Raw genomic sequence first — 19,844 nt, forward strand, 5'->3', positions numbered from 1 at the left:
TGTTAAATGGCTAAATTGCCATATGGCATTGCGCTAATGAAAATTGCTAATTGCTGAATTGTTGCCGGATTTGGCTGGTAATGAGAATAATTGCTAAATTGTTATTTACATAATGGCTAAGCGATGGAAAAGAATTATTTACAATTAAATCAAATAACAGCCTATACGAAAGCTTTTCATTTAAGCAATTTGGTATGGAATTTAGTTGCTAATTGGGATAGCTTTGCAAAATATACTGTTGGGCAACAATTTGTAGATGCCGTTGATTCCATATCTGCAAATCTAGCGGAAGGTTTTGGTCGATATCATAAAAAAGATAAGATTAAATTTTATTACTATAGTTTTGGTTCGGTTAAAGAATGTTTAGACTGGAATGAAAAAGCAAAGGTTAGAAAATTAATTAATGAGGAAACATACATAAAGATTTTTGCAACTTTGGAAACTTTGCCTAAAGAGATTCATCAACTTATAAAATTTACTAACGAAAGGCTGAAAATTTAATCCGTTGTAGTAAGGTTTTTAATATAAAAGAAAGCTAAATACTCGTTTCATATAACAACAGAAGCATTCTTTTAACAAGAGAGGAAAATAACAATTGAACAATATTACCATAAAACAATCTGTAAAATACATAACGATATTAGGCTCTACAGGAAGCATTGGTACGCAAGCCCTCGAGGTTGTCAGGGATAATCCCGGCATCTTTAAAGTTGCTGTATTATCTGCCTTAAAAAATTCGGAATTGCTGATTCAGCAGACCATGGAATTCAGGCCGGAACTTGTCGTGATTTGCGATGAAACTCAGTATTTACCTGTGAAAGAAGCTTTATCCGCTTTACCCATTAAGGTGCTGGCAGGTGAAGCGGCACTTTCAGAAGTAGCGGCTTATCCAAAAAGTGATATTGTACTTACCGCTTTAATGGGGTCAGTAGGTTTAAAACCCACCATAGCCGCCATTAAAGCTGGTAAAAATATCGCTTTGGCGAATAAGGAGACTTTAGTGGTTGCGGGTGAATACATCACCGCATTAGCAGCTGAATATCAGGTGAAAATTCTACCGGTCGATTCGGAGCATTCAGCCATTTTTCAGTGTCTGGTAGGCGAGGAGCAAAACGAAATCGAAAAGATTTACCTAACTGCATCCGGCGGTCCTTTTCTGGGAAAGGGAAAAGATTTCTTATCTGCCATTAAAAAGGAGCAGGCCTTAAAACATCCCAATTGGGTAATGGGTGCAAAAATCACCATTGATTCTGCCACGTTAATGAATAAGGGCCTTGAAGTGATCGAAGCAAAATGGTTGTTTGATCTTGATGTGGATCAGATTGATGTGATCGTTCATCCGCAATCTGTTATTCATTCTATTGTCCAATTTACAGATGGTTCTATGAAGGCGCAAATGGGCGTGCCAGACATGAAACTTCCTATACAATATGCTATTAATTATCCCGACAGGCTAAAAAACAATTTTAAACGTTTTAATTTTCTGGACTATCCAAACTTTAGCTTTCAGCAGGCAGACCGGGAAACATTCAGAAACCTGGATTTGGCTTTTAAAGCCTTAAGAAAAGGTGGAAACATGCCCTGTATCTTAAATGCGGCCAATGAAATTGTGGTGGAGGCATTTTTAAAAGATAAAATTGGTTTCCTTGAAATGAGTGAAGTAATTGAACAGTGTATGGCAGAAATCCGCCTCATAGAAAAACCACAATTGACCGATTATTTAGAAACTGACAAACATAGCCGTATCTTAGCCGGGGAATTAGTAACAAAAATTAAAATTTAACATCTAAAATAAAAATATTAGTATAGCATATGAACGGATTGATTATGGCGGGGCAGCTGCTGCTCGGATTGTCTCTATTGGTAATATTACACGAATTAGGGCATTTTCTGGCAGCCAGGGCATTTGGTATTAAGGTAGAAAAGTTTTATCTGTTTTTTGATGCCTGGGGATTTAAACTTTTCAGTTTCAAAAAGGGAGATGTAGAATACGGTGTGGGGTGGTTACCGCTGGGTGGCTATGTTAAAATCGCTGGTATGATTGATGAAAGTATGGACACCGAGCAAATGGCTCAGCCAGCTCAACCCTGGGAATTTCGTTCCAAGCCTGCCTGGCAACGTTTAATCGTGATGCTGGGAGGGATTATCGTGAACGTGATCGTGGGAATTTTTATTTTCTGGATGCTCACCTTTAACGTTGGTCAAAACTATACCGTAAATGGAAAATTAAACGATGGTATTTCGGTTGGCACGCTGGGTAAAGAAATTGGATTAAAAAACGGCGACCGCATTTTAGCGATTAATGGCAATAAACTGATCAAATTTGAAGATGCCATTTCAAGTAAAGTATTGTTTGATGGCGCACAACTAACCATTTTAAGAGGCAATCAAACTTTATATGTTTCGGTTCCGGATACGATTTTAAATAAGCTGTCTAAAAACGATAAGGAGAATTTTATTAGTCCGCGGTACCGCATGGCAAGTGTAGCCACTGTACTTGCGCCTGACGAAAAAGCTGATCAGCAATCTTTTCTGGACCGGATTTTTGGTCGCAAATATGTGAAGCCGGTTTATCCGGCATATGCGGCAGGTATTAAACCCGGCGACAGCATCCTGGCCGTAAACGGAAAGCCCATTACTTTCTTTGATCAGTTTAAGGAAGAGGTATCATCCAATAAAAATAAGAATATTTCCATTCAGGCCTTGCGTAATGGCAAACCGATTGATTTCAATTTAAAAGTTGGAGCGGAAGGAACCATTGGTATTGCACCAAATTTCAAAATGCCTGAAACAGCACACGTTGATTTCGGTTTTGCAGAATCCCTTCCGGTTGGAGCAGGAATGGCCTGGAGCACTTTTGTTGATAATGCAAAAGGCATTGGTAAAATGATTACCGGTAAACTCAGTGCCAGGAACATCAGCAGTCCGATAGGGATTGCAAAGGTTTACGGCAGCACTTTTGATTGGGTAAAATTCTGGACGTTAACAGGCCTGATTTCTATGGCACTGGCCTTTATGAATTTATTGCCTATTCCCGGTTTAGATGGTGGCCATGTGGTGTTCTTACTGATTGAGATGGTACAACGCAAACCCGTAAGTGAAAAAGTGCTGGAGAAAGCGCAAATTGTGGGTTTCGTGATTTTAATTTGCCTGATGGTGTTTGCTTTTGGTAATGATATTTTAAAATCCTTCGGGAAGTAAAACCAAATTGATATTATTGCCGCAGCTGGATAGATTTAACCTGAACAGCTGCGGCTTTTTATTTATACCCCTATCATGAGCAAGACCATACAGCAACCCAACTATTTTGAATTTTACGAATTACCGGTTCAATTTAATCCAGATCAGCAGGCTGTGAAAGCGAAGTTCTATGCTTTAAGCAAGCAGTATCATCCGGATTTTTATGCCAACGAAGAAGATGAAAAACAACAGGAGGTACTGGACCTATCAACCTTAAACAATAAAGCATACCAAACGCTTAGTCATGCTAAAAGGCGGTTAAAATATGTGCTTGAGCTTAAGGGGATTGTAAAAACAGACGAGGGCTACCAGTTGCCGCCAGCTTTTCTGATGGAAATGATGGACATAAACGAAGCCCTGATGGATCTGGAGTTTGAGCCTGATGCTGAAAAACTGGCCCAGGTAAGTCGTGAGGTTGATCAGCTGGAAGAACAGCTGGCAGGAGAACTTGACCAGTTAACCTTAAAGTATGATGAAGACCCTGAAGATTCAGCGCAACTGCTGGCGACTATAAAAGATATTTTTTACCGCCAGAAATACATTTCCAGGTTAAGGGAAAAGCTGAAAGCGTAGAAATCGTAAATAAACAGGCAGTTTATGAGATATCGGTAGGCCTGCTAAACACCTTAATGTCAAATCATTTTTTAGTTTTTGATCGTCAGGGTGTTTATATTACTTTCGGACAAAAATCAGATTCCATGAGTTTACTATCCGTTTTTAGAAAAGTTGCTGTAGCCGAGGGGATTTCCTATTTGCTTCTATTATTTGTCGCCATGCCCCTGAAATACTGGGCTCACCTGCCTTTATATGTGAAATACACGGGATGGGCACATGGATTGCTATTTGTAATGTATGCAGCCACCTTAATTATGGCTTGGCAAGAACAAAAATGGACATTCGGCAAAGCAGTGCTTATTTTCTTTGCTTCACTATTGCCATTTGCACCATTTATCGTTGATAGAAAGTTAAAAGATGAGCGTGCTGAATCTGCAAGTGGCATTTAGTAAATGGGTTACGAATTATTTTCAAATAATGTTGTAATTTAAGTTTCGGATATCTACATTTGCATCCCCGTCCAACACATGCCCGGATGGCGGAATTGGTAGACGCGCTGGTCTCAAACACCTGTGGGAAACCGTGCCGGTTCGACTCCGGCTCCGGGTACAAAGTGGGCTTAAGCCCGAATTGACGAAGGACTGCTACTCAAAAAGCAGTCCTTTTTTATTGAGTAGGTGATCAGGTAGGGCAGTGGTCGATAAGTAATGAATGAGGTATATCTCAGACTTAATTACTCAACTGATATATGGTGGAAAGGGACTGTTTCTATCATGTATGTCAGAGAGAATGACTTGCGATACTTAAAAAAAACGCGGCTGCCTGATTCAGATTCAGGCAGCCGCGGTATATCATCAGGAGGTGAATGCATCCTGATCTTCTTAAACTCTAGCGTTAAACTTTGGGTAAGCTGTAGCCGTTGTGATACGGTGCCAAAAGGTATTTATCATTGATCTGTTGGTTTGTAAACTGGTGTTTGGCATTGTCCCATGATAATTTTTGTCCGCTTCTGAAGGCAATGTTTCCCATTTGGGCAACGGTAGCTACATGCGCAGCATCCTGTATAGAACAATTCAGTTCTTCTTTTTTTCTGGATCTGACCACACTAAAGAAATTGACCATATGATTATTCAGTCCGTTATCTGAGGATTTAACAAAGGGCTTGCTCACTTTATTGCCGCTTGCCTTTTCTTCAATGACTTCCCAGCCTTCTCTGTTGAGGATCAGCGTGCCGTTGTTCCCGATATAGGCAATCCCATGGTTGCGGTTATAAGAGCCATTATCGATGCCCATGGCAGAATCCCATACCATGTTGAACTTGTCAAACTCGTATAAGGTAGTCAGCGTATCAGGAGTTTCTTCATACAGGTCAGGATAGGCAAAACGGCCTCCTAATGCAGATATGGTTTTTGGTACAGGTGAATTCATGCCCAGCAGGCCATAATCCAGTAAATGCACGCCCCAGTCGGTCATTAACCCACCGGCATAATCCCAGAACCAGCGGAAATTGAAGTGATATCTGCTGGCATTAAATGCTCGTTTATTCGCCGGCCCAAGCCACATGGCATAATCAACGCCTGCAGGGGGTAAGGTATCCGGTACTACGGGTGCAGGTTTCATCCAGCCCTGGTAACACCATACTTTTACCGTTCTGATATTTCCCAGCTGGCCGCTCTTTACAAAATCAACAGCATCTTTAAAATGTTGCTGACTGCGCTGCCATTGACCTGCCTGTACAACCTTATTGTATCTTTCCTGCGCCTTGACCATGGTACTGCATTCGACAATAGAGTTGCCCACCGGCTTTTCAACATATACATCCTTACCTGCCTGTACGGCATGAATCATCATCAGTGCATGCCAGTGATCGGGTGTCCCGATAATTACAGCATCGACATCTTTATTATCAAGCAGCGCACGATAATCTTTATATCTCTTTACTTTTGCGGCGTCAACATTCATCGACTTTAATTCGGCCATCCTTTCATCAAGCACATTGGCATCACTGTCACACAGGGCGATCAGGTTTACCCCCGGTACTTTGAGGGCCGCTTTGAGGTCTGACCATCCCATGCCTTTGATTCCTATTACACCAATATTGATCTGGTCGTTTGCGCCGATAGTCTTATTGAAAAGAGCATAGGCTGGATTGTCTAAGGCAGAAAGCATGGCAGTGGTTCCCACTGCGGTTGCAGCGTAGTTGAGGAATTTTCTACGGTTTAACATTTAATTTGGTTTACGGTTCATACTGAAAGTAAATTACAAAATAAGTGGCGCATCCAAGATATATCGTTAAAATTAATAAGAATGTTACCCATATCCGGGTCTTTTATAGCAGAGTGGAAGGGCGGGTGGCTTTTAGAAAATGGAGGTATCAAAAAAAATCTGCATCCAGTGAAGTGCCAACCCCCATTTTTTACTGGCTTTGGAACGCACTTTTTTTACATATATACAGGCCTACGATTAAGATTACCTGTATGGAATGCCTGATTAGCTTTGGTAAGTGGTTTGCCTGTGGTAAATGGTTAGCCCCGCTAATGCACGCATGCCGCGTGTGCAAAATAAAGCCAGCTATGCAATTGAAATATTAGGTCGTAGCCATTAGTTACAACCTTTTTTAATTAATAGAGTAGTGCTTTTGTATGTTGTTGAATCATAATTTTATGTTGCAGGCTTTATAAATAAAGATTAGTTTTTGCAACGCTATAGCGTAATGAATTATTGCGAAGACAAAGGATTGATAGATTTAGATAAACTGCAGGAACAACAGAAATGCACACGCGGCACGCGTGCGCTAGCGAGGGAGTTGCTACAGAATTTTTAGATATTAATAGTTCTCAAATAAAGTCCATTGAAAAGAAATTTTATTTAACAATATGTGATGAATTTATTGATGCAGATGGATTACCTGATTTTGGTCAATTAAGCTTTTATTATAAAGAGGATTTAACAATTGTCGAAATCAATCTGCCTAGTTTTGAAGATGATAATTATAGGATAACTGATAATGAAAACATATTAAATAACTTATTGATAAGACCACTTTTTAAATGGGAAGATCATCCTTATTATCAAAATGCTACACCTTTTTGCCAAATTCTTCAACAGTTTAAACCATGCCAAACCTATTAGATAAAATAATCACCCCGCTGGCGCACGCGTGTCGCGTGTGCAAAATAAAGCCAGCCATTTAATATTAGGTCGTAGCCTTTAGTTACAACCTTTTTTAGTTAAAAGACCAATGCTTTTTCATGTTGTTTGAGTCATAATTTTATTGTTGTAAGCTTTGAAATAAAGTTTGGTTTTAACAACACGATAGCGCAATAAATTACAGCGGAGACAAATGAGTGATAGATTTAGATGGATATTGCAAAGATGATATAAAGTGCACACGCGGCACGCGTGGCACTATGCGCGCCGTGAGTTAATTAATGTCTAGTAATGCGCCAGCACTATCTCCGGAAATTTTAATTATTTTTAGCGCACTGAAAAGAGCAGTTTATTTAAAATTGCTGCTAATTTTTTAATTATAACCAGTATAAACCAATGATGAAACGAACCTGTTTAATGCTAGTGCTCTTCTTATCTGTTTTAAATGCATTTGCACAATCTTTTGAAAAAACTAATCTGGGGATAAAAGCCATAGCCAACGGTAATCAGGTAGAAATACAGTTTTACACACCATCCATTGTACGGGTAATTAAAATACCTGCAGGCAAATCATTTGTTAAACAAAGTCTTTCGGTAACCTTATTACCTGGAAAAACCATTTTCCAGGCACAGCAAACCGGCAAGGTTGTATGGTTAAAATCAGAAAAAATAAATGCCAGGTTAGATCTGACCACCGGCAATGTTGAATTTTCTTCAGCCTCCGGGAAAGCATTATTGAAAGAAAAAAATAAAGGTACCAGGTTTACATCGTTCAATGATACAGGTGCAGATAGTTATCATGTTTATCAGGCTTTTGCCTTAGAGAAGGAAGAACCTATTTACGGGCTTGGCCAACATCAGCGTGGAAAGCTTAATCAAAGAAATCAGCAATATCATCTTGAGCAGGGCAATGTAGAAGATGCTGTCCCTTTCTTCCAATCTGTAAAAGGTTATGGCCTGTTTTGGGATAATTATTCTCCAACCGAATTTCAGGATGATGCGGATGAAACCTCTTTTAAATCGCAGGTAGGTGATGGTGTAGATTATTATTTTATGTATGGGGGCAATGCCGATGGTGTTATCGCCAACATGCGTACGCTTACAGGTAAGGTGCCCATGTTCCCTTTATGGACATACGGCTTCTGGCAAAGTAAGGAGCGTTATAAAAGCCAGCAGGAATTATTGAATGTGGTAAAAACATACCGCGAACTGAATGTACCCCTTGATGGCATTATTCAGGATTGGCAATATTGGGGGAATAACTACCTGTGGAATGCCATGGATTTCCTGAATGTAGATTTTCCTGACGGGAAAAAAATGGCTGATGATGTACATGCCCAACATGCGCACCTGATTATTTCCATCTGGTCTTCTTTTGGTCCGCAAACCAAGCCGTACCAGGAATTGGATAAAAAAGGGATGCTCTACAACATTACAACCTGGCCGGAATCAGGTTCAGAGAAATGGCCTCCTAATCTGGATTATCCCTCTGGTGTAAGGGTGTATGATGCCTACAATCCTGAAGCCCGCGATATTTACTGGAAATATGCCAGTAATGGCTTGTTAGCTAAAGGGATCGATGGCTGGTGGATGGATTCTACTGAACCTGACCACCTGCAGATTAAACCAGCTGATTATGATACCAAAACATATTTAGGATCATTCCGTAAAGTGCGCAATGCCTATCCGCTAATGGCTGTAGGAGGAGTATATGATCATCAGCGTAAAACCACGTCAGATAAAAGAGTCTTTATTTTAACAAGGTCGGCCTTTGCCGGGCAGCAACGTTACGGTGCCAATACCTGGTCTGGAGATACGGGTTCCAGCTGGGATACTTTCCGCAAGCAGATCCCTGCCGGATTAAATTTTTCGCTTACCGGCATCCCCCACTGGAATTCAGATATCGGTGGTTTTTTCGCTGGTGCATATAACAAATCTTCGAACGGTGGCTCGGGAAGTAAAAACCCATTATACCAGGAACTGTACGTGAGGTGGCTCCAGTTTGGTACGTTTAATCCCATGATGCGTTCGCATGGAACGGATGTGCCCAGAGAAATCTATCAGTTTGGAAAAAAAGGCGAACCCATCTATGATGCCATAGATAAATTTATCAACCTCCGTTACACCCTTTTACCTTATATCTATTCTACCTCATGGGCAGTTACCGCAAAGCAATCCAGCTTTATGCGTGCCCTTTTCATGGATTTTGTAGAGGATAAAAGAGTTTGGGACATTAACAATGAATACATGTTTGGGCAATCGATCCTGGTGGCACCCGTTGTTAAAGCGCAATACACACCTGAAACGATTGTGAAGGTGAATGAAAACAGTGGCTGGAATAAAAAAGAGGGTAAAGAGAATGATCAGAAAGCTGCAATTGATTTTACTGCTGAAAAATCATCACCCGTATATCTTCCGGCTGGTACGCTATGGTACGATTTCTGGACCAATGAGCAGTTGAAAGGCGGACAGGAGCTGATCAAAAAAACAACTATTGATATGATTCCCCTTTATATTAAGGCTGGTTCAATTTTACCAATGGGGCCAAAAGTGCAATATGCTACGCAACAAAAATGGGATAATCTTGAAGTAAAAGTATATCCTGGAGCAAATGGCTCTTTTGTATTGTATGAAGATGAGCTGGATAACTACAATTATGAAAAAGGTGCCTATACTGAAATCGAATTTAACTGGAACGATGCCGCCAAAAAACTAACTATTGCCAATCGGAAAGGGAGTTATAAAGGGATGCTTCAAAATAGAAAGTTTACCATTGTATTGCCTTCAGGAGCAAATAAAAACGTGACTTATACAGGTAAAAAACTGGAAGTGAAATTTTAATTCAATAGGTTGATTTATTGACTTTATGCTTGATAGCAGCAGAAATCTGATTTGAGATTTGCTGCTATTTTTATTTGCGCTTTGGTTGGATCACATCTCATCAGGCGGGAGATTTAACAACAGCTGAAAGTTATAAATTTGTGCTTATATTTGAGATACAGTCGTTTTGCCAGTCCCCAACTAACCATAATCGATACGAAAATCAGGCTGCGCTAAATCCCTAATATGATAAAATTAAAATTATGGCACTATTTAATCCTTATTTACATTTCACCGGTAATACCGAAGAAGCATTTAACTTTTATCAATCCGTGCTTGGTGGGGAATTTACGAAGTTGGTTCGTTATAAAGATTTGACACCCACTGCTGAATATGCAATACCTGAAACCTACCTGGATAAAATCATGTACATCGCTTTGCCTCTCGGGAAAAATAATATGCTGATGGGTTCTGATGCGATGCTGGAAATGGAAGGGCGGAAATTTACTTTCGGAGATAATTTTCACATTGCCATTAGTGCTGAAAATAAAGAAGAAGCAGCGTATTTATTTAAAGGACTTTCAGCTGGTGGAAAAATAGAAATGCCTATTGCAGATAGTCCATGGAGTTCTTACTTCGGGATGCTTGTGGATCAGTTTGGCGTTCAATGGACGGTAGAATTTGATCCGAATTTGTAGCGTTAGGGAGGTAAATCATTGGTATGTTATACCTCCAATCAGCCATTGGTAATTAATTGAGCGTTAGCCATTCTCAAACGTTTCAGTCGTTTTGCCACTTTTACTGGTCTGAATAATTTAAGGGTATAAGTTTGGTGATAACTTAAACAGCCACATAGCACACCGGTCAAAGCGCCAAAAAGAACATCAATAGGGAAATGTTGTGCGAGGTAAATTCTCGAATAACCTACAGCTACAGCAAACATGATACATGGCCATGATATTTTTTTCTTTTTAAAAACCAGTACCATAATTGTTGATAGTGCAAAAGCCGATGCCGTATGACCTGATGGGAAGGAAGAATGGTTGTGCACATTTAAGCCTTCAACAAAATGTGTGTAAGGAATGTGGAGCTGCTGCATCAGTAATTTTGGCCTGGGTTGATTGTACAATCTTTTAGATAGTTGTACGAACACGCCGGAATAGGCATAGGCCAGTAAAACGGCTATAGCCTTCTTCTTTTTTTTAATGGATAATAGTAATATGGCTGCAAAAATGATGAAAAAACCATCGCCTAGATTGGTCATGACTTTAAAAGTAAAATCAAGCGAGTTGGTATGATATTGATTTAGCCATAAGAATCCTTGCATTTTCGGAAACAGGCTAACAAAAATTACTGTTGCGATTAGCAGAATAAAAAGGGTAAGAAAATAACAGGGTAATTTTTGTAGTCGTTTGATCATGTGTCTGGAAATTTCTTGCCGAAATTATGAACCTGAAATAACCTGAACGTTAAGCTTAGGTCATGCTTTCTGTAACAGACCTGTGACTGTTTTTATGTTTTTTGATTAATAAATAATTGTGAACTGGTATTAACCACCACTGCCCAGCAGAGCAGGCCCCCTTCTTTTTTCAAGAAGGGGGAATGATCGTATTTTTATACGGCCTGTACCTCTTGATTTTTTTCTTCCGGAGCGATTTGATTAAAACGCTGATCTTGCAAGCGATCATATTCCTTTACATAATCCGGATGTTCCGTGCCCATTACCCGGTCCCAGATTCTGAAATACAAGCCATAATTTCCCTTGAATTTGCTATGGTGCAGGTTATGGTGTACCGAAGTATTCAGGATTTCAAATGCCCAGGTAAAGCGGAACCATTTAGGCATAATTTCATAGCCCAGGTGTCCGTACACATTGATGATGAAGCCCGTTACGGTAAAGAGTAATATCGTTAAGGGATGCATCGGCAGCAGCAGTACAATTGGCACTAAAACAAGTCCTTCGGTAATGGCTTCCAGTATATGAAAACTATAGGATGTCCAGGGCGAGGGATTGGTACTTTTATGGTGAACCAGGTGGGTAAGTTTGAACAATTTTTTATGGTGTAATAACCGGTGCATCCAATAAAAATAGGTATCATGTATAATCAGGCTGAGTACCAGCGCAACACCCATATACCATATCGGGAAATCATGAATGTTTTCATAAATTCGGGTGTATTGACGCAGAGGCGTGAAAACCAATCCAACTGCGATGATTGAAAAGACCAGTGTACTCTGCATGGAATGCCATACCTCACGGATGAAGTCTTTTCTGGTGGCTAGTTTTTGCTGGATCTTGAATTTACCCAGCTTAGCAGGTATCAGCAGATAAAACAGTGTAAAAGGAATTCCGGCAAGTAAAAAATACCGGATAGCCGAAACACTAAAAATACGAATGGTGGCTTCTATTATCTTTTCCATATCTATCTCATTTTTATATACCAAAAGTATAAAGCAGATAGATTTTGCCTCGTTAACAAAAGATAATTTAGCAGCTTAACAAAGGATAATTTATGTTGCTGTTTTTCCTTTTGTATGCATCCTTTTGCGGATTCTGCTCAGGGATACGGGGGTTATACCAAGCATGGAAGCAATGTATTTGTCAGGCACACGGTTTACCAGGTCGAAACGTTCGGACAGGAGTTCGCGATAACGCTCTTCAGGTGATTGCGTGACAAAAGATTCCAGCATTTTTAAAGATTCCGCCAGCATTTTCATCAGGAAAAAATTACGGAGTGGTTCATACTCCGGGTGGGTCTTCAGGATCTCCTCCAGCACATCATAATCGATCTGCAGCAACTTTACCGGTTCAAGCGCACGGTAAATAAACCGGGAAGGTTGGCGGTTAATAATGGTATCGTGTGAGGCAATAAATTGGCCCTCCCAGCGGAGGAGCAATGTCGCTTCATCTCCATTTTCCTTAATGGTGTATGCCCGGATAACGCCTTGTTCAATAAAAGCCAGTCGACGGCTGTTTTCTCCTTCACGGATGTAGGTTTCATTGGTTTCCAGCAATACCGGGGTCGTCATGGCAAATAATGGTGTGGTATCGGCAGGCAGTACGCCCGCTAAATCAAACAATAATTCCTGTAAGGTATCTATTGAAGTTGCCATATTAAAAAGAAAAAATGCCCATGAGCAATTGCTAAATTAGAAATATCCTGGCAAGCCTGCAAAATTATGGTCTGCCATAAATATTAATGCAGTAAGTATATGCTTTTTGGGACGATAATTTTTGCCAAATGGCAAATGTGCTCAGGCTTACTTTGCCTAACTTGCACTTATGAAAGAATTATTCGAATTTATGCTGAGGTTTGGGAACCTCAATCAGCAGCAAATGGATTTCATATCCGGCAAAGCTGTTAAAATGCAGCTTCCTCATCTGGCATACTTTTCAGAAGCCGGAAAAATTGCCCGGCAGGTAGGTTTCGTGGTAGAAGGAATCGTGCGGGTATGCTATTACAGCAATAAAGGCGAAGAAATTACCAAATATTTTATTGAAGAAAATAATCTGGTGGTCGACCTGGAAAGCTTCGATCTGGAAATCTGCTCAAGTGCCTATGTGCAAGCCGTTACCGATTGTACCTTAATTGTATTCTCTAAAAAAGACTGGCAGGAGCTGTTACAAACTATTGTTGGCTTTGAAACCATGGTGCATAAAATCATTTCAAGGGCACTGATGCAAAAAGTAGCGCGAAGAAGTCCGCTGGTAACAGAAGATGCCACTACCCGATACCTGAAATTTCTGGAAATTTACCCTACGGTGGTCAACCGGATTCCACTGTCTTATATTGCTTCCTATTTGGGTGTTACACAATCTTCATTAAGCAGGATCAGAAAAAATATCAGGTAAAATGCTTTTTGCCAAATGGCAAATAATTCACCGATCTGTTGATGCAACTTTACAACATCAATTAAAACCAAAAGAAAATGAAATCAGTACTCATAACAGGAGCCAACAGAAGCATTGGCCTGGAAGTTGCAAAACAGCTGTCTGAAAAAGGATTGTTCGTATATTTAGGAAGCCGTAACCTGGAAAAAGGAGAAGCCGTTGTGGCTGAGCTTTTGAAACAGGGGTTTGAGCATATTAAAGCGATTGAAATTGATGTAACGCATCCCGAATCGATATCTGCAGCTAAAGATCGCATCGAAAGAGAGCAAGGGAAACTTGATATCCTGATTAATAATGCCGGTATTCTTGGTGATAGTCCGCAAATGGCTGTTGATACGCCTGTACCTCACATTCAGGAAGTGTTTGATACCAATTTTTTCGGGGTGATCAGTGTAACACAGGCCTTTCTTGATTTGCTTAAAAGATCTGATTGTCCTAGAATCAGCAACATCACATCCGGACTTGGATCCTTAACACTTCACAGTGATCCATCATGGAAATATTACCAGGTTAAAACGGCTGCGTATGGAACATCAAAGGCTGCGCTAAACGCTTATACCATTGTACTGGCCTATGAATTGAAAGACCTTCCTTTTAAAGTGAATGTGATTGATCCGGGTTATACGGCAACTGATTTTAACCAGCACAGTGGCCCGGGTACGGTAGAAAGTGCAGCCTCGTTTATTATCAAACATACCTTAACTGATGACGATGCGCCTTCAGGACAGTTCTATAGTCATGATATCGAAGATGAAACAGGCATTAGTCCGTGGTAATAATCTGTGAGCAATAAATTTCTTAGGCGCCGGATGAATATTGTTTTAAGACTATCTTTATCCGGCTACCAATTATTCGTGGAGCACCAAAATAGCCTTTACTGTTTTATTAATCACCTGATTCACGGTACTGCTGGTAAACAGGCGGTAAATAATGTTATGGTGATGTTTAACCAGGCACAGAATATCGGTATGGTTTTGTTCAATAAAATCCATGATCCCGTTCGGTGCGCTATTGTGTTTAATATAATTAAATTCGATTTGTGTACCGGGTAAAAGTTCCCTGATGCTTTTTTCACCAGTTTCAATATGCTGTTGGTCTGAGTTTTCTGCCACATATAATACCTGCATTTTTTGTGAGCCAGAAGCCTTCAGCATCTCTACCAATGCCAATACATCTTTTTGAGAAAGTTTGGTTTCATAATCTGTAGCCAGCGTAATAATCGGACTTGCAGGAAAATTACTCTCCAGCGGAACAATTAAAGTTGGAATCCGCATCTTGGTAACCACCATACTCGCATTGCTACCCACAATGCCGCTTATTCCGGTTGCCCCGGTAATGCCCATAATCAACAGTTCAATTGGATGGGTCTTGGTATATTTGTTAATGACTGTCCTTAAGAAACCAACATCACAGACTGTGGAAATCTTGATGTTTTCCAACTTTTGCTCTTCACGAATGTGATTTGCCCATTGCTCAAGTGCCGTTTTTTTATTCTGATAATAAGATTCAATGAAAATGGCATTATAGGTGCTGTTGTTAATCCCTTCTGTAGGGTGAATGGCGTGAATTGCGGCTACTTCCATTTGCAAAACCTTTGCCATTGCCAATGCATAAGCAAATGCATTTGCAGCACTTTTTGAAAAATCTGTGGCAACCAGTATCTGTTTCATGTTGAGGTAATTTAAAGTTTGAGGCTATACGAATAAGTGGAACAGCATAAAAAGCAATATCGCCAGAATGATCGACACCGGCAAGGTCAGTACCCAGGCCAAACCAATGCTCTTTAATGTATTATTATTTAAGTTATCCTTACCGCCTGAAGCCACCATGGCACCGGCAATGCCGCTGGATAATACATGCGTGGTGCTTACCGGGAGGCCAAATGCAGTGCTTAAACCAATAGTGGAGGCGGCAACAATTTCAGAAGTAGCACCTTGTGCATAGTTAAGGTGTTCATTGCCAATTTTCTCCCCTATAGTCACTACAATCCGTTTCCAGCCAATCATGGTTCCGAGTCCTAAGGAAATGGAGATGGTTAAAATTACCCAAAGCGGCGCAAAGTCAACCAGTTTTGAAAGTTCGTGCTTTAATTCTGAGAGTTGTTGCTTGTCTGAAACGCTTATCTGTAAATGCTGATCGGCTTCCACTTTACCCATCATCGCAATGATGCCTTCAATCTGCTTCCTAAACTGATAGGTGTTTTCCTTATCAGTTTCATTTTTTTTAGCCAGGTGAATTTTGGTTTGACGGGTTCGCATGATAAATTCTGCCATATTAATTCCTTTGTTGTGGTTTAATACAGCGATCTTTTTCAGCAATACTTCACTGCCGTTGAGTTCGGTAAGCACTTTTTCTTTGGCAATATGATGGTTCACTGCAAATTTAGCAGGTAAAAAGGCAATGAGGATCAGCATTAAAAGGCCAACTCCTTTTTGGCCATCATTGCTGCCGTGAAAGAAACTCACTAGGGTGCAGGTCATAATCAGCAAACCCCTTATTAACAGCGGCGGTCTGTCATTTTCACCCTGAGGGATATGAAAGAGCGCATGGTACTTAATCACATGTTTAAGAAAATACATGAGCAATATGGCCAGACCAAAACCGATAACGGGTGATAAGATCAGTGATAAACCAATCTCCTCTGCTTTTCCCCAGTTTACGCCTGCTCCGCCATAATACCAGGTAAAACCTAATCCGGCACCAATCATGGCACCAATCATAGTATGCGAACTGGAACAGGGAATGCCCAGATACCAGGTACCTAAATTCCAGGCAATAGAGGCCAGGAGTACAGACAGCACCATACAGGCACCCACACCAATGGGTAAGTTCATGAGTGCATCAAGCGGAACGAGTTTGAGAATCCCCATGGCAACCGCAATCCCTCCGGTAAAAACGCCCATAAAATTCCAGAATCCAGACCATGGAATGGCGACAACCGGTTTTAATGCTTTGGTATAAATTACGGTAGCCACTGCATTGGCGGTATCGTGAAATCCGTTAACAAATTCAAAGGCCACAACCGCCAGCAGGCATAACAGGAATATCAATAAAAGGGGAGTGCTTAAATGGGTATCGCCCACAAAGGGAAGTATAACGCTTAAAGAAGACATAGAATAAAGTAAAGATTAAGGGTAGGCAACGCCATCAAAGTACCACAATAGAAGTGATGTGTATATATCTTCTATGTTAAATAATTGTCGTATTGCGCTATGTTTAGCGTTAAGCGGCTACCATGTAAGTGATTAGATATAAAGTGGTGCCATCCGCCGCCAGTAATGCGGGCGGTGCGCATCATTGTCCCAGGTATATAACTGATGGGTAATGTCCCTTTCCCAAAGCAGCTGGCTTAGCCTGTTATTGCTCTCATAAAAGGGATCGGTTTCTCCAACGGCCAGGATGATTTCCATAGATTTTAAACTGGCGATGAGATTGCTATCCTGAAGGTTTGACAGGTATTGCTCTGGCATATTAAAGTAAACAAGTTCATCACGAAAGCCACCCATCAGATCGATAAAAGGATTGGGTGCCTGGGTAAGATCATACCTGCCACTAATGCCAACGGTCTTTTTAAAAAGCTGCGGATATTTTAAGGAAAGGTTGATGGCATGATAGGCCCCCATGCTAAAGCCAACAGTTTCAATTCCGTTAGGGGTGCCTTTTTGGTACATTAATGGAATTACTTCATCCAGCAGGTATCTTTCATATTGCAGGTGCCTCGCCATACGTACCGATGGGAAAACCGACTGATTATAAAAACTTTCTGCATCTACACTATCCACACAAAAAAGCTGTAATTCACCTTTTTCAATCTTGCCGGATAAGGCGTGTACAATTCCCCAGTTTTCGTAATCGTAAAACCTGGCCATTCTGGTTGGGAACATTAATACCGCCCTTCCCGAATGCCCAAAAACCAAAAGTTCCATGTTGCGTTCCAGGTGTTTACTGTACCATTTATGATATTCCCTATGCATGTCTGATTGTTTGTGGAAATTACATCAGCGGTATTATTTCAACATTAACAAATGATCATATTATCCTAATTTTTTATGAATAATCATTTTCCACAAATCATACCCTTCTTTGCTTAAATGAAGTCCGTCATGATCATAATAACCCGGATTTGGATTTCCATCCTTATCCAGCATTCGTTTAAAAACATCTATGAATTGCCAGTTTCCATTCCTTTTAATTAGCTCACGCTCAATCAGGTTATTGGTATACTTAAACTGATCGGCCATATGCCACCTGGAAAGGCTTGGTTTTAGCGAGATGAAATAACAAGGGATAGCACCAAAGTGTTCATCGGCCTTTGCCATCAGCTGAAGAAAAAATAAGAATATCTCTTCAGGGTTTCGGCCATCACCCAGATCATTGTCGCCTGCATAAAAGATCAGCTCATCTGGCTGATAGCCAGTCATAATCCGATCAAAGAACCAGGCACATGCCGCTAGTGTTGAACCTCCAAACCCAAGATTGATAACTCTTTTTGCAGAAAAATCATCTTCAAGACGCTGCCAGAGACGAATGGATGAACTTCCGTAAAATATGGTGGAATAATTTTTTCTTTTCTCCGGAGAAACCTGTTCTAAGCGCTTCACTTCATCTTCATACCAATACATGCCTGTGAATATAAAAGATATATCAGCGATTTTGTATGATCAGAATGTTAAATTTTAATCCATCAATAAAAATCAGGGAAATTACTTGTTACTGGATTAACATGAAATTCATATGCGGGTAGTTGATTTGCGGGATAACTATTCAAATTAAGAAATGAAGAAAGAATTAATTTTATTAGGGCTGATGGTATTTTTGGGGATGGTATCTTGTAAAAAGACTCCAGGCAACGATGAACCACATGTTATTACCTATCCTGATATGGCGGAAGTTGCTGATCCGGCCATCTTATTTACCACGGCAAGTGGTGTTAAGGTTTACAATGGTGGTTTCGGTTCGGCTGTTGCAGCAGATCCAAATGATGCAGCCGTATTTTATATGTTAACGGATAGAGGTGCAAATGTGGCCGGGCAGCTGGCCAATTCCATTATTATCGGAAAACCTGATTTCGATCCACAAATTGGAAAGTTTAGGTTGAAGGATGGAAAGCTGATATTGGAGCAAACCATTGAGCTGAAAAATGCAGCGGGTGGAAAGTTAAACGGGATTCCAAATCCAGCAGGTATGGGCGCTTCAGGAGAGACAGCGTATGATTTAAACGGGCAGGTGATTGCGCCGAATGCCGATGGTATTGATTCAGAGGGATTGGTGAGGGCAGCAGATGGAACTTTTTGGATCAGCGATGAATACGGGCCACACCTGGCTCATTTTGATGCCAATGGAAAAACCATTGAACGCATTAATCCATTTGGTACCGGAACCGGAGGCCGAAAAATTCCGGCGGTTTTTACCAAAAGAAGGGCAAACCGTGGGATGGAAGGATTAGCTATTACACCTGATGGCAAAACGCTGGTGGGTATGATGCAGTCACCAATGTACAATCCTTCAAAAAATGCGGTAGCCAATTCAACAGTACTGCGGATATTAACCTTTGATATTGCAACTGGCGCAACCAAACAATACGCTTATTTAATGGATAATACCACGCTTACCGGCGTGAGCGATATTGTAGCTGTAAATGCGACTACCTTTTTAACCATAGAAAGAGATGGCCTGTTTGGTGGTGATACCACTAATCCTGCCGCCTTTAAAAAGGTATTTAAGATTGATATCAGCAATGCTACAGATATTTCTGATCCAGCTGATGGCTCAACAGGAAAACTTTACGGTGGAAAAACGGTAGAAGAACTAAATAATCAGGCAGGGCTTACTGCTGCGGGGATTACGCCAGTATCAAAAACACTGGTCTTGGATCTGTTAAAAGATTTGCCATCAATTTACCCGCATGATAAGGCAGAAGGACTTGCGCTTTTGCCCGGAAACATCCTTGTGATTTCTAATGATGACGATTTTGGTGTGGTAGATAATGGAGCCAGTGGCTTTGCCCAAAAGATTTTACCCTTAACTAAAACCGTAGATCGGAACCGTTTATACTTTGTAAAGGTTAAACTTTAATCCGTGCTACTACCTGTATGTTATCGTATCAGGCTGATGTAAGTATTTGCACAGGATGTAAATATTAAAGCGAGGAAATATTTTAAACTTGAGTTTGGTTAAATATAGCGTA

At 40.6% G+C, this 19,844-nt stretch carries 19 protein-coding genes and 1 tRNA gene; 12 read left to right on the plus strand and 8 right to left on the minus strand.

Translation table 11 applies throughout. From position 1 onward, the window contains the following. The first annotated feature begins 123 nt into the window (after positions 1–123). The 6 genes from CBW18_RS14695 (at position 124) to CBW18_RS14720 (ending at position 4,404) form a co-directional block, all read left to right on the plus strand. Positions 124–501, plus strand: a complete 378-nt coding sequence (locus CBW18_RS14695; RefSeq protein WP_088302080.1) for a four helix bundle protein — start codon at positions 124–126, stop codon at positions 499–501. Positions 502–595: 94 nt separating this feature from the next. Then, complete coding sequence (locus CBW18_RS14700; protein ID WP_253249049.1) at positions 596–1,783, plus strand: 1-deoxy-D-xylulose-5-phosphate reductoisomerase; 1,188 nt, start codon at positions 596–598, stop codon at positions 1,781–1,783. Positions 1,784–1,812: 29 nt separating this feature from the next. After that, positions 1,813–3,201, plus strand: coding sequence for an RIP metalloprotease RseP (gene rseP, locus CBW18_RS14705; RefSeq protein ID WP_088302081.1), 1,389 nt, complete (start codon positions 1,813–1,815; stop codon positions 3,199–3,201). Positions 3,202–3,276: 75 nt separating this feature from the next. After that, the gene (gene hscB, locus CBW18_RS14710; protein ID WP_088302082.1) at positions 3,277–3,813 is read left to right on the plus strand and encodes a Fe-S protein assembly co-chaperone HscB; all 537 of its coding nucleotides are present in this window, start codon (positions 3,277–3,279) and stop codon (positions 3,811–3,813) included. Between the two features lie 56 nt (positions 3,814–3,869). Continuing rightward, on the plus strand, positions 3,870–4,244 hold the full coding sequence (locus CBW18_RS14715; RefSeq protein WP_253249050.1) for a DUF3817 domain-containing protein: 375 nt from the start codon (positions 3,870–3,872) through the stop codon (positions 4,242–4,244). 80 nt (positions 4,245–4,324) lie between these two features. Next, positions 4,325–4,404 (plus strand) — tRNA-Leu (locus tag CBW18_RS14720). Positions 4,405–4,689: 285 nt separating this feature from the next. On the opposite strand, the gene CBW18_RS14725 is transcribed toward CBW18_RS14720, so the two are convergent. After that, entirely contained in the window at positions 4,690–6,021 is a 1,332-nt protein-coding gene (locus CBW18_RS14725) for a Gfo/Idh/MocA family protein (RefSeq protein WP_088302083.1), read from the minus strand. A 546-nt stretch (positions 6,022–6,567) separates the two neighbouring features. Here CBW18_RS14725 and CBW18_RS14730 point away from each other — a divergent pair. The 3 genes from CBW18_RS14730 (at position 6,568) to CBW18_RS14740 (ending at position 10,463) form a co-directional block, all read left to right on the plus strand. Continuing rightward, on the plus strand, positions 6,568–6,927 hold the full coding sequence (locus CBW18_RS14730) for a hypothetical protein (RefSeq protein WP_088302084.1): 360 nt from the start codon (positions 6,568–6,570) through the stop codon (positions 6,925–6,927). 414 nt (positions 6,928–7,341) lie between these two features. Continuing rightward, positions 7,342–9,786, plus strand: a complete 2,445-nt coding sequence (locus CBW18_RS14735) for a TIM-barrel domain-containing protein (protein ID WP_216359247.1) — start codon at positions 7,342–7,344, stop codon at positions 9,784–9,786. A gap of 242 nt (positions 9,787–10,028) precedes the next feature. Next, positions 10,029–10,463: a VOC family protein gene (locus CBW18_RS14740; protein ID WP_088302086.1), complete on the plus strand. Its 435-nt coding sequence runs from the start codon at positions 10,029–10,031 to the stop codon at positions 10,461–10,463. Between the two features lie 38 nt (positions 10,464–10,501). Here CBW18_RS14740 and CBW18_RS14745 read toward each other — a convergent pair whose 3' ends face one another. From CBW18_RS14745 to CBW18_RS14755, 3 genes are all read right to left on the minus strand, one after another. Further along, positions 10,502–11,185, minus strand: a complete 684-nt coding sequence (locus CBW18_RS14745; protein ID WP_088302087.1) for a phosphatase PAP2 family protein — start codon at positions 11,183–11,185, stop codon at positions 10,502–10,504. Between the two features lie 194 nt (positions 11,186–11,379). After that, positions 11,380–12,186 carry a sterol desaturase family protein gene (locus CBW18_RS14750; protein WP_088302088.1) on the minus strand — a complete coding sequence of 269 codons (807 nt, stop codon included), beginning with the start codon at positions 12,184–12,186 and terminating at the stop codon, positions 11,380–11,382. Positions 12,187–12,276: 90 nt separating this feature from the next. Beyond that, positions 12,277–12,879 (minus strand): Crp/Fnr family transcriptional regulator, encoded by a 603-nt coding sequence (locus tag CBW18_RS14755; protein WP_088302089.1) that lies wholly within the window; start codon positions 12,877–12,879, stop codon positions 12,277–12,279. A gap of 169 nt (positions 12,880–13,048) precedes the next feature. Between CBW18_RS14755 and CBW18_RS14760 the strand changes: the two genes are divergently transcribed. Then, a complete protein-coding gene (locus CBW18_RS14760; protein WP_088302090.1) occupies positions 13,049–13,618 on the plus strand; it encodes a Crp/Fnr family transcriptional regulator in 570 nt (189 codons plus the stop codon). 77 nt (positions 13,619–13,695) lie between these two features. Next, positions 13,696–14,433 carry an SDR family oxidoreductase gene (locus tag CBW18_RS14765; protein WP_088302091.1) on the plus strand — a complete coding sequence of 246 codons (738 nt, stop codon included), beginning with the start codon at positions 13,696–13,698 and terminating at the stop codon, positions 14,431–14,433. Between the two features lie 72 nt (positions 14,434–14,505). Here CBW18_RS14765 and CBW18_RS14770 read toward each other — a convergent pair whose 3' ends face one another. From CBW18_RS14770 to CBW18_RS14785, 4 genes are all read right to left on the minus strand, one after another. Then, positions 14,506–15,327 (minus strand): universal stress protein, encoded by an 822-nt coding sequence (locus tag CBW18_RS14770; RefSeq protein WP_088302092.1) that lies wholly within the window; start codon positions 15,325–15,327, stop codon positions 14,506–14,508. A 24-nt stretch (positions 15,328–15,351) separates the two neighbouring features. Continuing rightward, positions 15,352–16,770: an inorganic phosphate transporter gene (locus tag CBW18_RS14775; RefSeq protein ID WP_088302093.1), complete on the minus strand. Its 1,419-nt coding sequence runs from the start codon at positions 16,768–16,770 to the stop codon at positions 15,352–15,354. Between the two features lie 132 nt (positions 16,771–16,902). Beyond that, positions 16,903–17,631: an esterase family protein gene (locus CBW18_RS14780; protein ID WP_172406540.1), complete on the minus strand. Its 729-nt coding sequence runs from the start codon at positions 17,629–17,631 to the stop codon at positions 16,903–16,905. A gap of 60 nt (positions 17,632–17,691) precedes the next feature. Beyond that, positions 17,692–18,279 (minus strand): GDSL-type esterase/lipase family protein, encoded by a 588-nt coding sequence (locus tag CBW18_RS14785; protein ID WP_088302094.1) that lies wholly within the window; start codon positions 18,277–18,279, stop codon positions 17,692–17,694. Positions 18,280–18,433: 154 nt separating this feature from the next. Between CBW18_RS14785 and CBW18_RS14790 the strand changes: the two genes are divergently transcribed. Next, the gene (locus CBW18_RS14790) at positions 18,434–19,732 is read left to right on the plus strand and encodes an esterase-like activity of phytase family protein (protein ID WP_088302095.1); all 1,299 of its coding nucleotides are present in this window, start codon (positions 18,434–18,436) and stop codon (positions 19,730–19,732) included. Positions 19,733–19,844 lie beyond the last annotated feature (112 nt).

It is taken from the genome of Pedobacter sp. AJM (genome assembly GCF_002197755.1).
GTDB lineage: Bacteria > Bacteroidota > Bacteroidia > Sphingobacteriales > Sphingobacteriaceae > Pedobacter.

Coding starts and splice junctions, on each gene's coding strand:
- CBW18_RS14695 (WP_088302080.1), top strand. CDS start 124: ATGGAAAAGAATTATTTACAATTAAATCAAATAACAGCCTATACGAAA.
- rseP (WP_088302081.1), top strand. CDS start 1,813: ATGAACGGATTGATTATGGCGGGGCAGCTGCTGCTCGGATTGTCTCTA.
- hscB (WP_088302082.1), top strand. CDS start 3,277: ATGAGCAAGACCATACAGCAACCCAACTATTTTGAATTTTACGAATTA.
- CBW18_RS14715 (WP_253249050.1), top strand. CDS start 3,870: ATGTCAAATCATTTTTTAGTTTTTGATCGTCAGGGTGTTTATATTACT.
- CBW18_RS14725 (WP_088302083.1), bottom strand. CDS start 6,021: ATGTTAAACCGTAGAAAATTCCTCAACTACGCTGCAACCGCAGTGGGA.
- CBW18_RS14730 (WP_088302084.1), top strand. CDS start 6,568: ATGCACACGCGGCACGCGTGCGCTAGCGAGGGAGTTGCTACAGAATTT.
- CBW18_RS14735 (WP_216359247.1), top strand. CDS start 7,342: ATGATGAAACGAACCTGTTTAATGCTAGTGCTCTTCTTATCTGTTTTA.
- CBW18_RS14740 (WP_088302086.1), top strand. CDS start 10,029: ATGGCACTATTTAATCCTTATTTACATTTCACCGGTAATACCGAAGAA.
- CBW18_RS14745 (WP_088302087.1), bottom strand. CDS start 11,185: ATGATCAAACGACTACAAAAATTACCCTGTTATTTTCTTACCCTTTTT.
- CBW18_RS14750 (WP_088302088.1), bottom strand. CDS start 12,186: ATGGAAAAGATAATAGAAGCCACCATTCGTATTTTTAGTGTTTCGGCT.
- CBW18_RS14755 (WP_088302089.1), bottom strand. CDS start 12,879: ATGGCAACTTCAATAGATACCTTACAGGAATTATTGTTTGATTTAGCG.
- CBW18_RS14760 (WP_088302090.1), top strand. CDS start 13,049: ATGAAAGAATTATTCGAATTTATGCTGAGGTTTGGGAACCTCAATCAG.
- CBW18_RS14765 (WP_088302091.1), top strand. CDS start 13,696: ATGAAATCAGTACTCATAACAGGAGCCAACAGAAGCATTGGCCTGGAA.
- CBW18_RS14770 (WP_088302092.1), bottom strand. CDS start 15,327: ATGAAACAGATACTGGTTGCCACAGATTTTTCAAAAAGTGCTGCAAAT.
- CBW18_RS14775 (WP_088302093.1), bottom strand. CDS start 16,770: ATGTCTTCTTTAAGCGTTATACTTCCCTTTGTGGGCGATACCCATTTA.
- CBW18_RS14780 (WP_172406540.1), bottom strand. CDS start 17,631: ATGCATAGGGAATATCATAAATGGTACAGTAAACACCTGGAACGCAAC.
- CBW18_RS14785 (WP_088302094.1), bottom strand. CDS start 18,279: ATGTATTGGTATGAAGATGAAGTGAAGCGCTTAGAACAGGTTTCTCCG.
- CBW18_RS14790 (WP_088302095.1), top strand. CDS start 18,434: ATGAAGAAAGAATTAATTTTATTAGGGCTGATGGTATTTTTGGGGATG.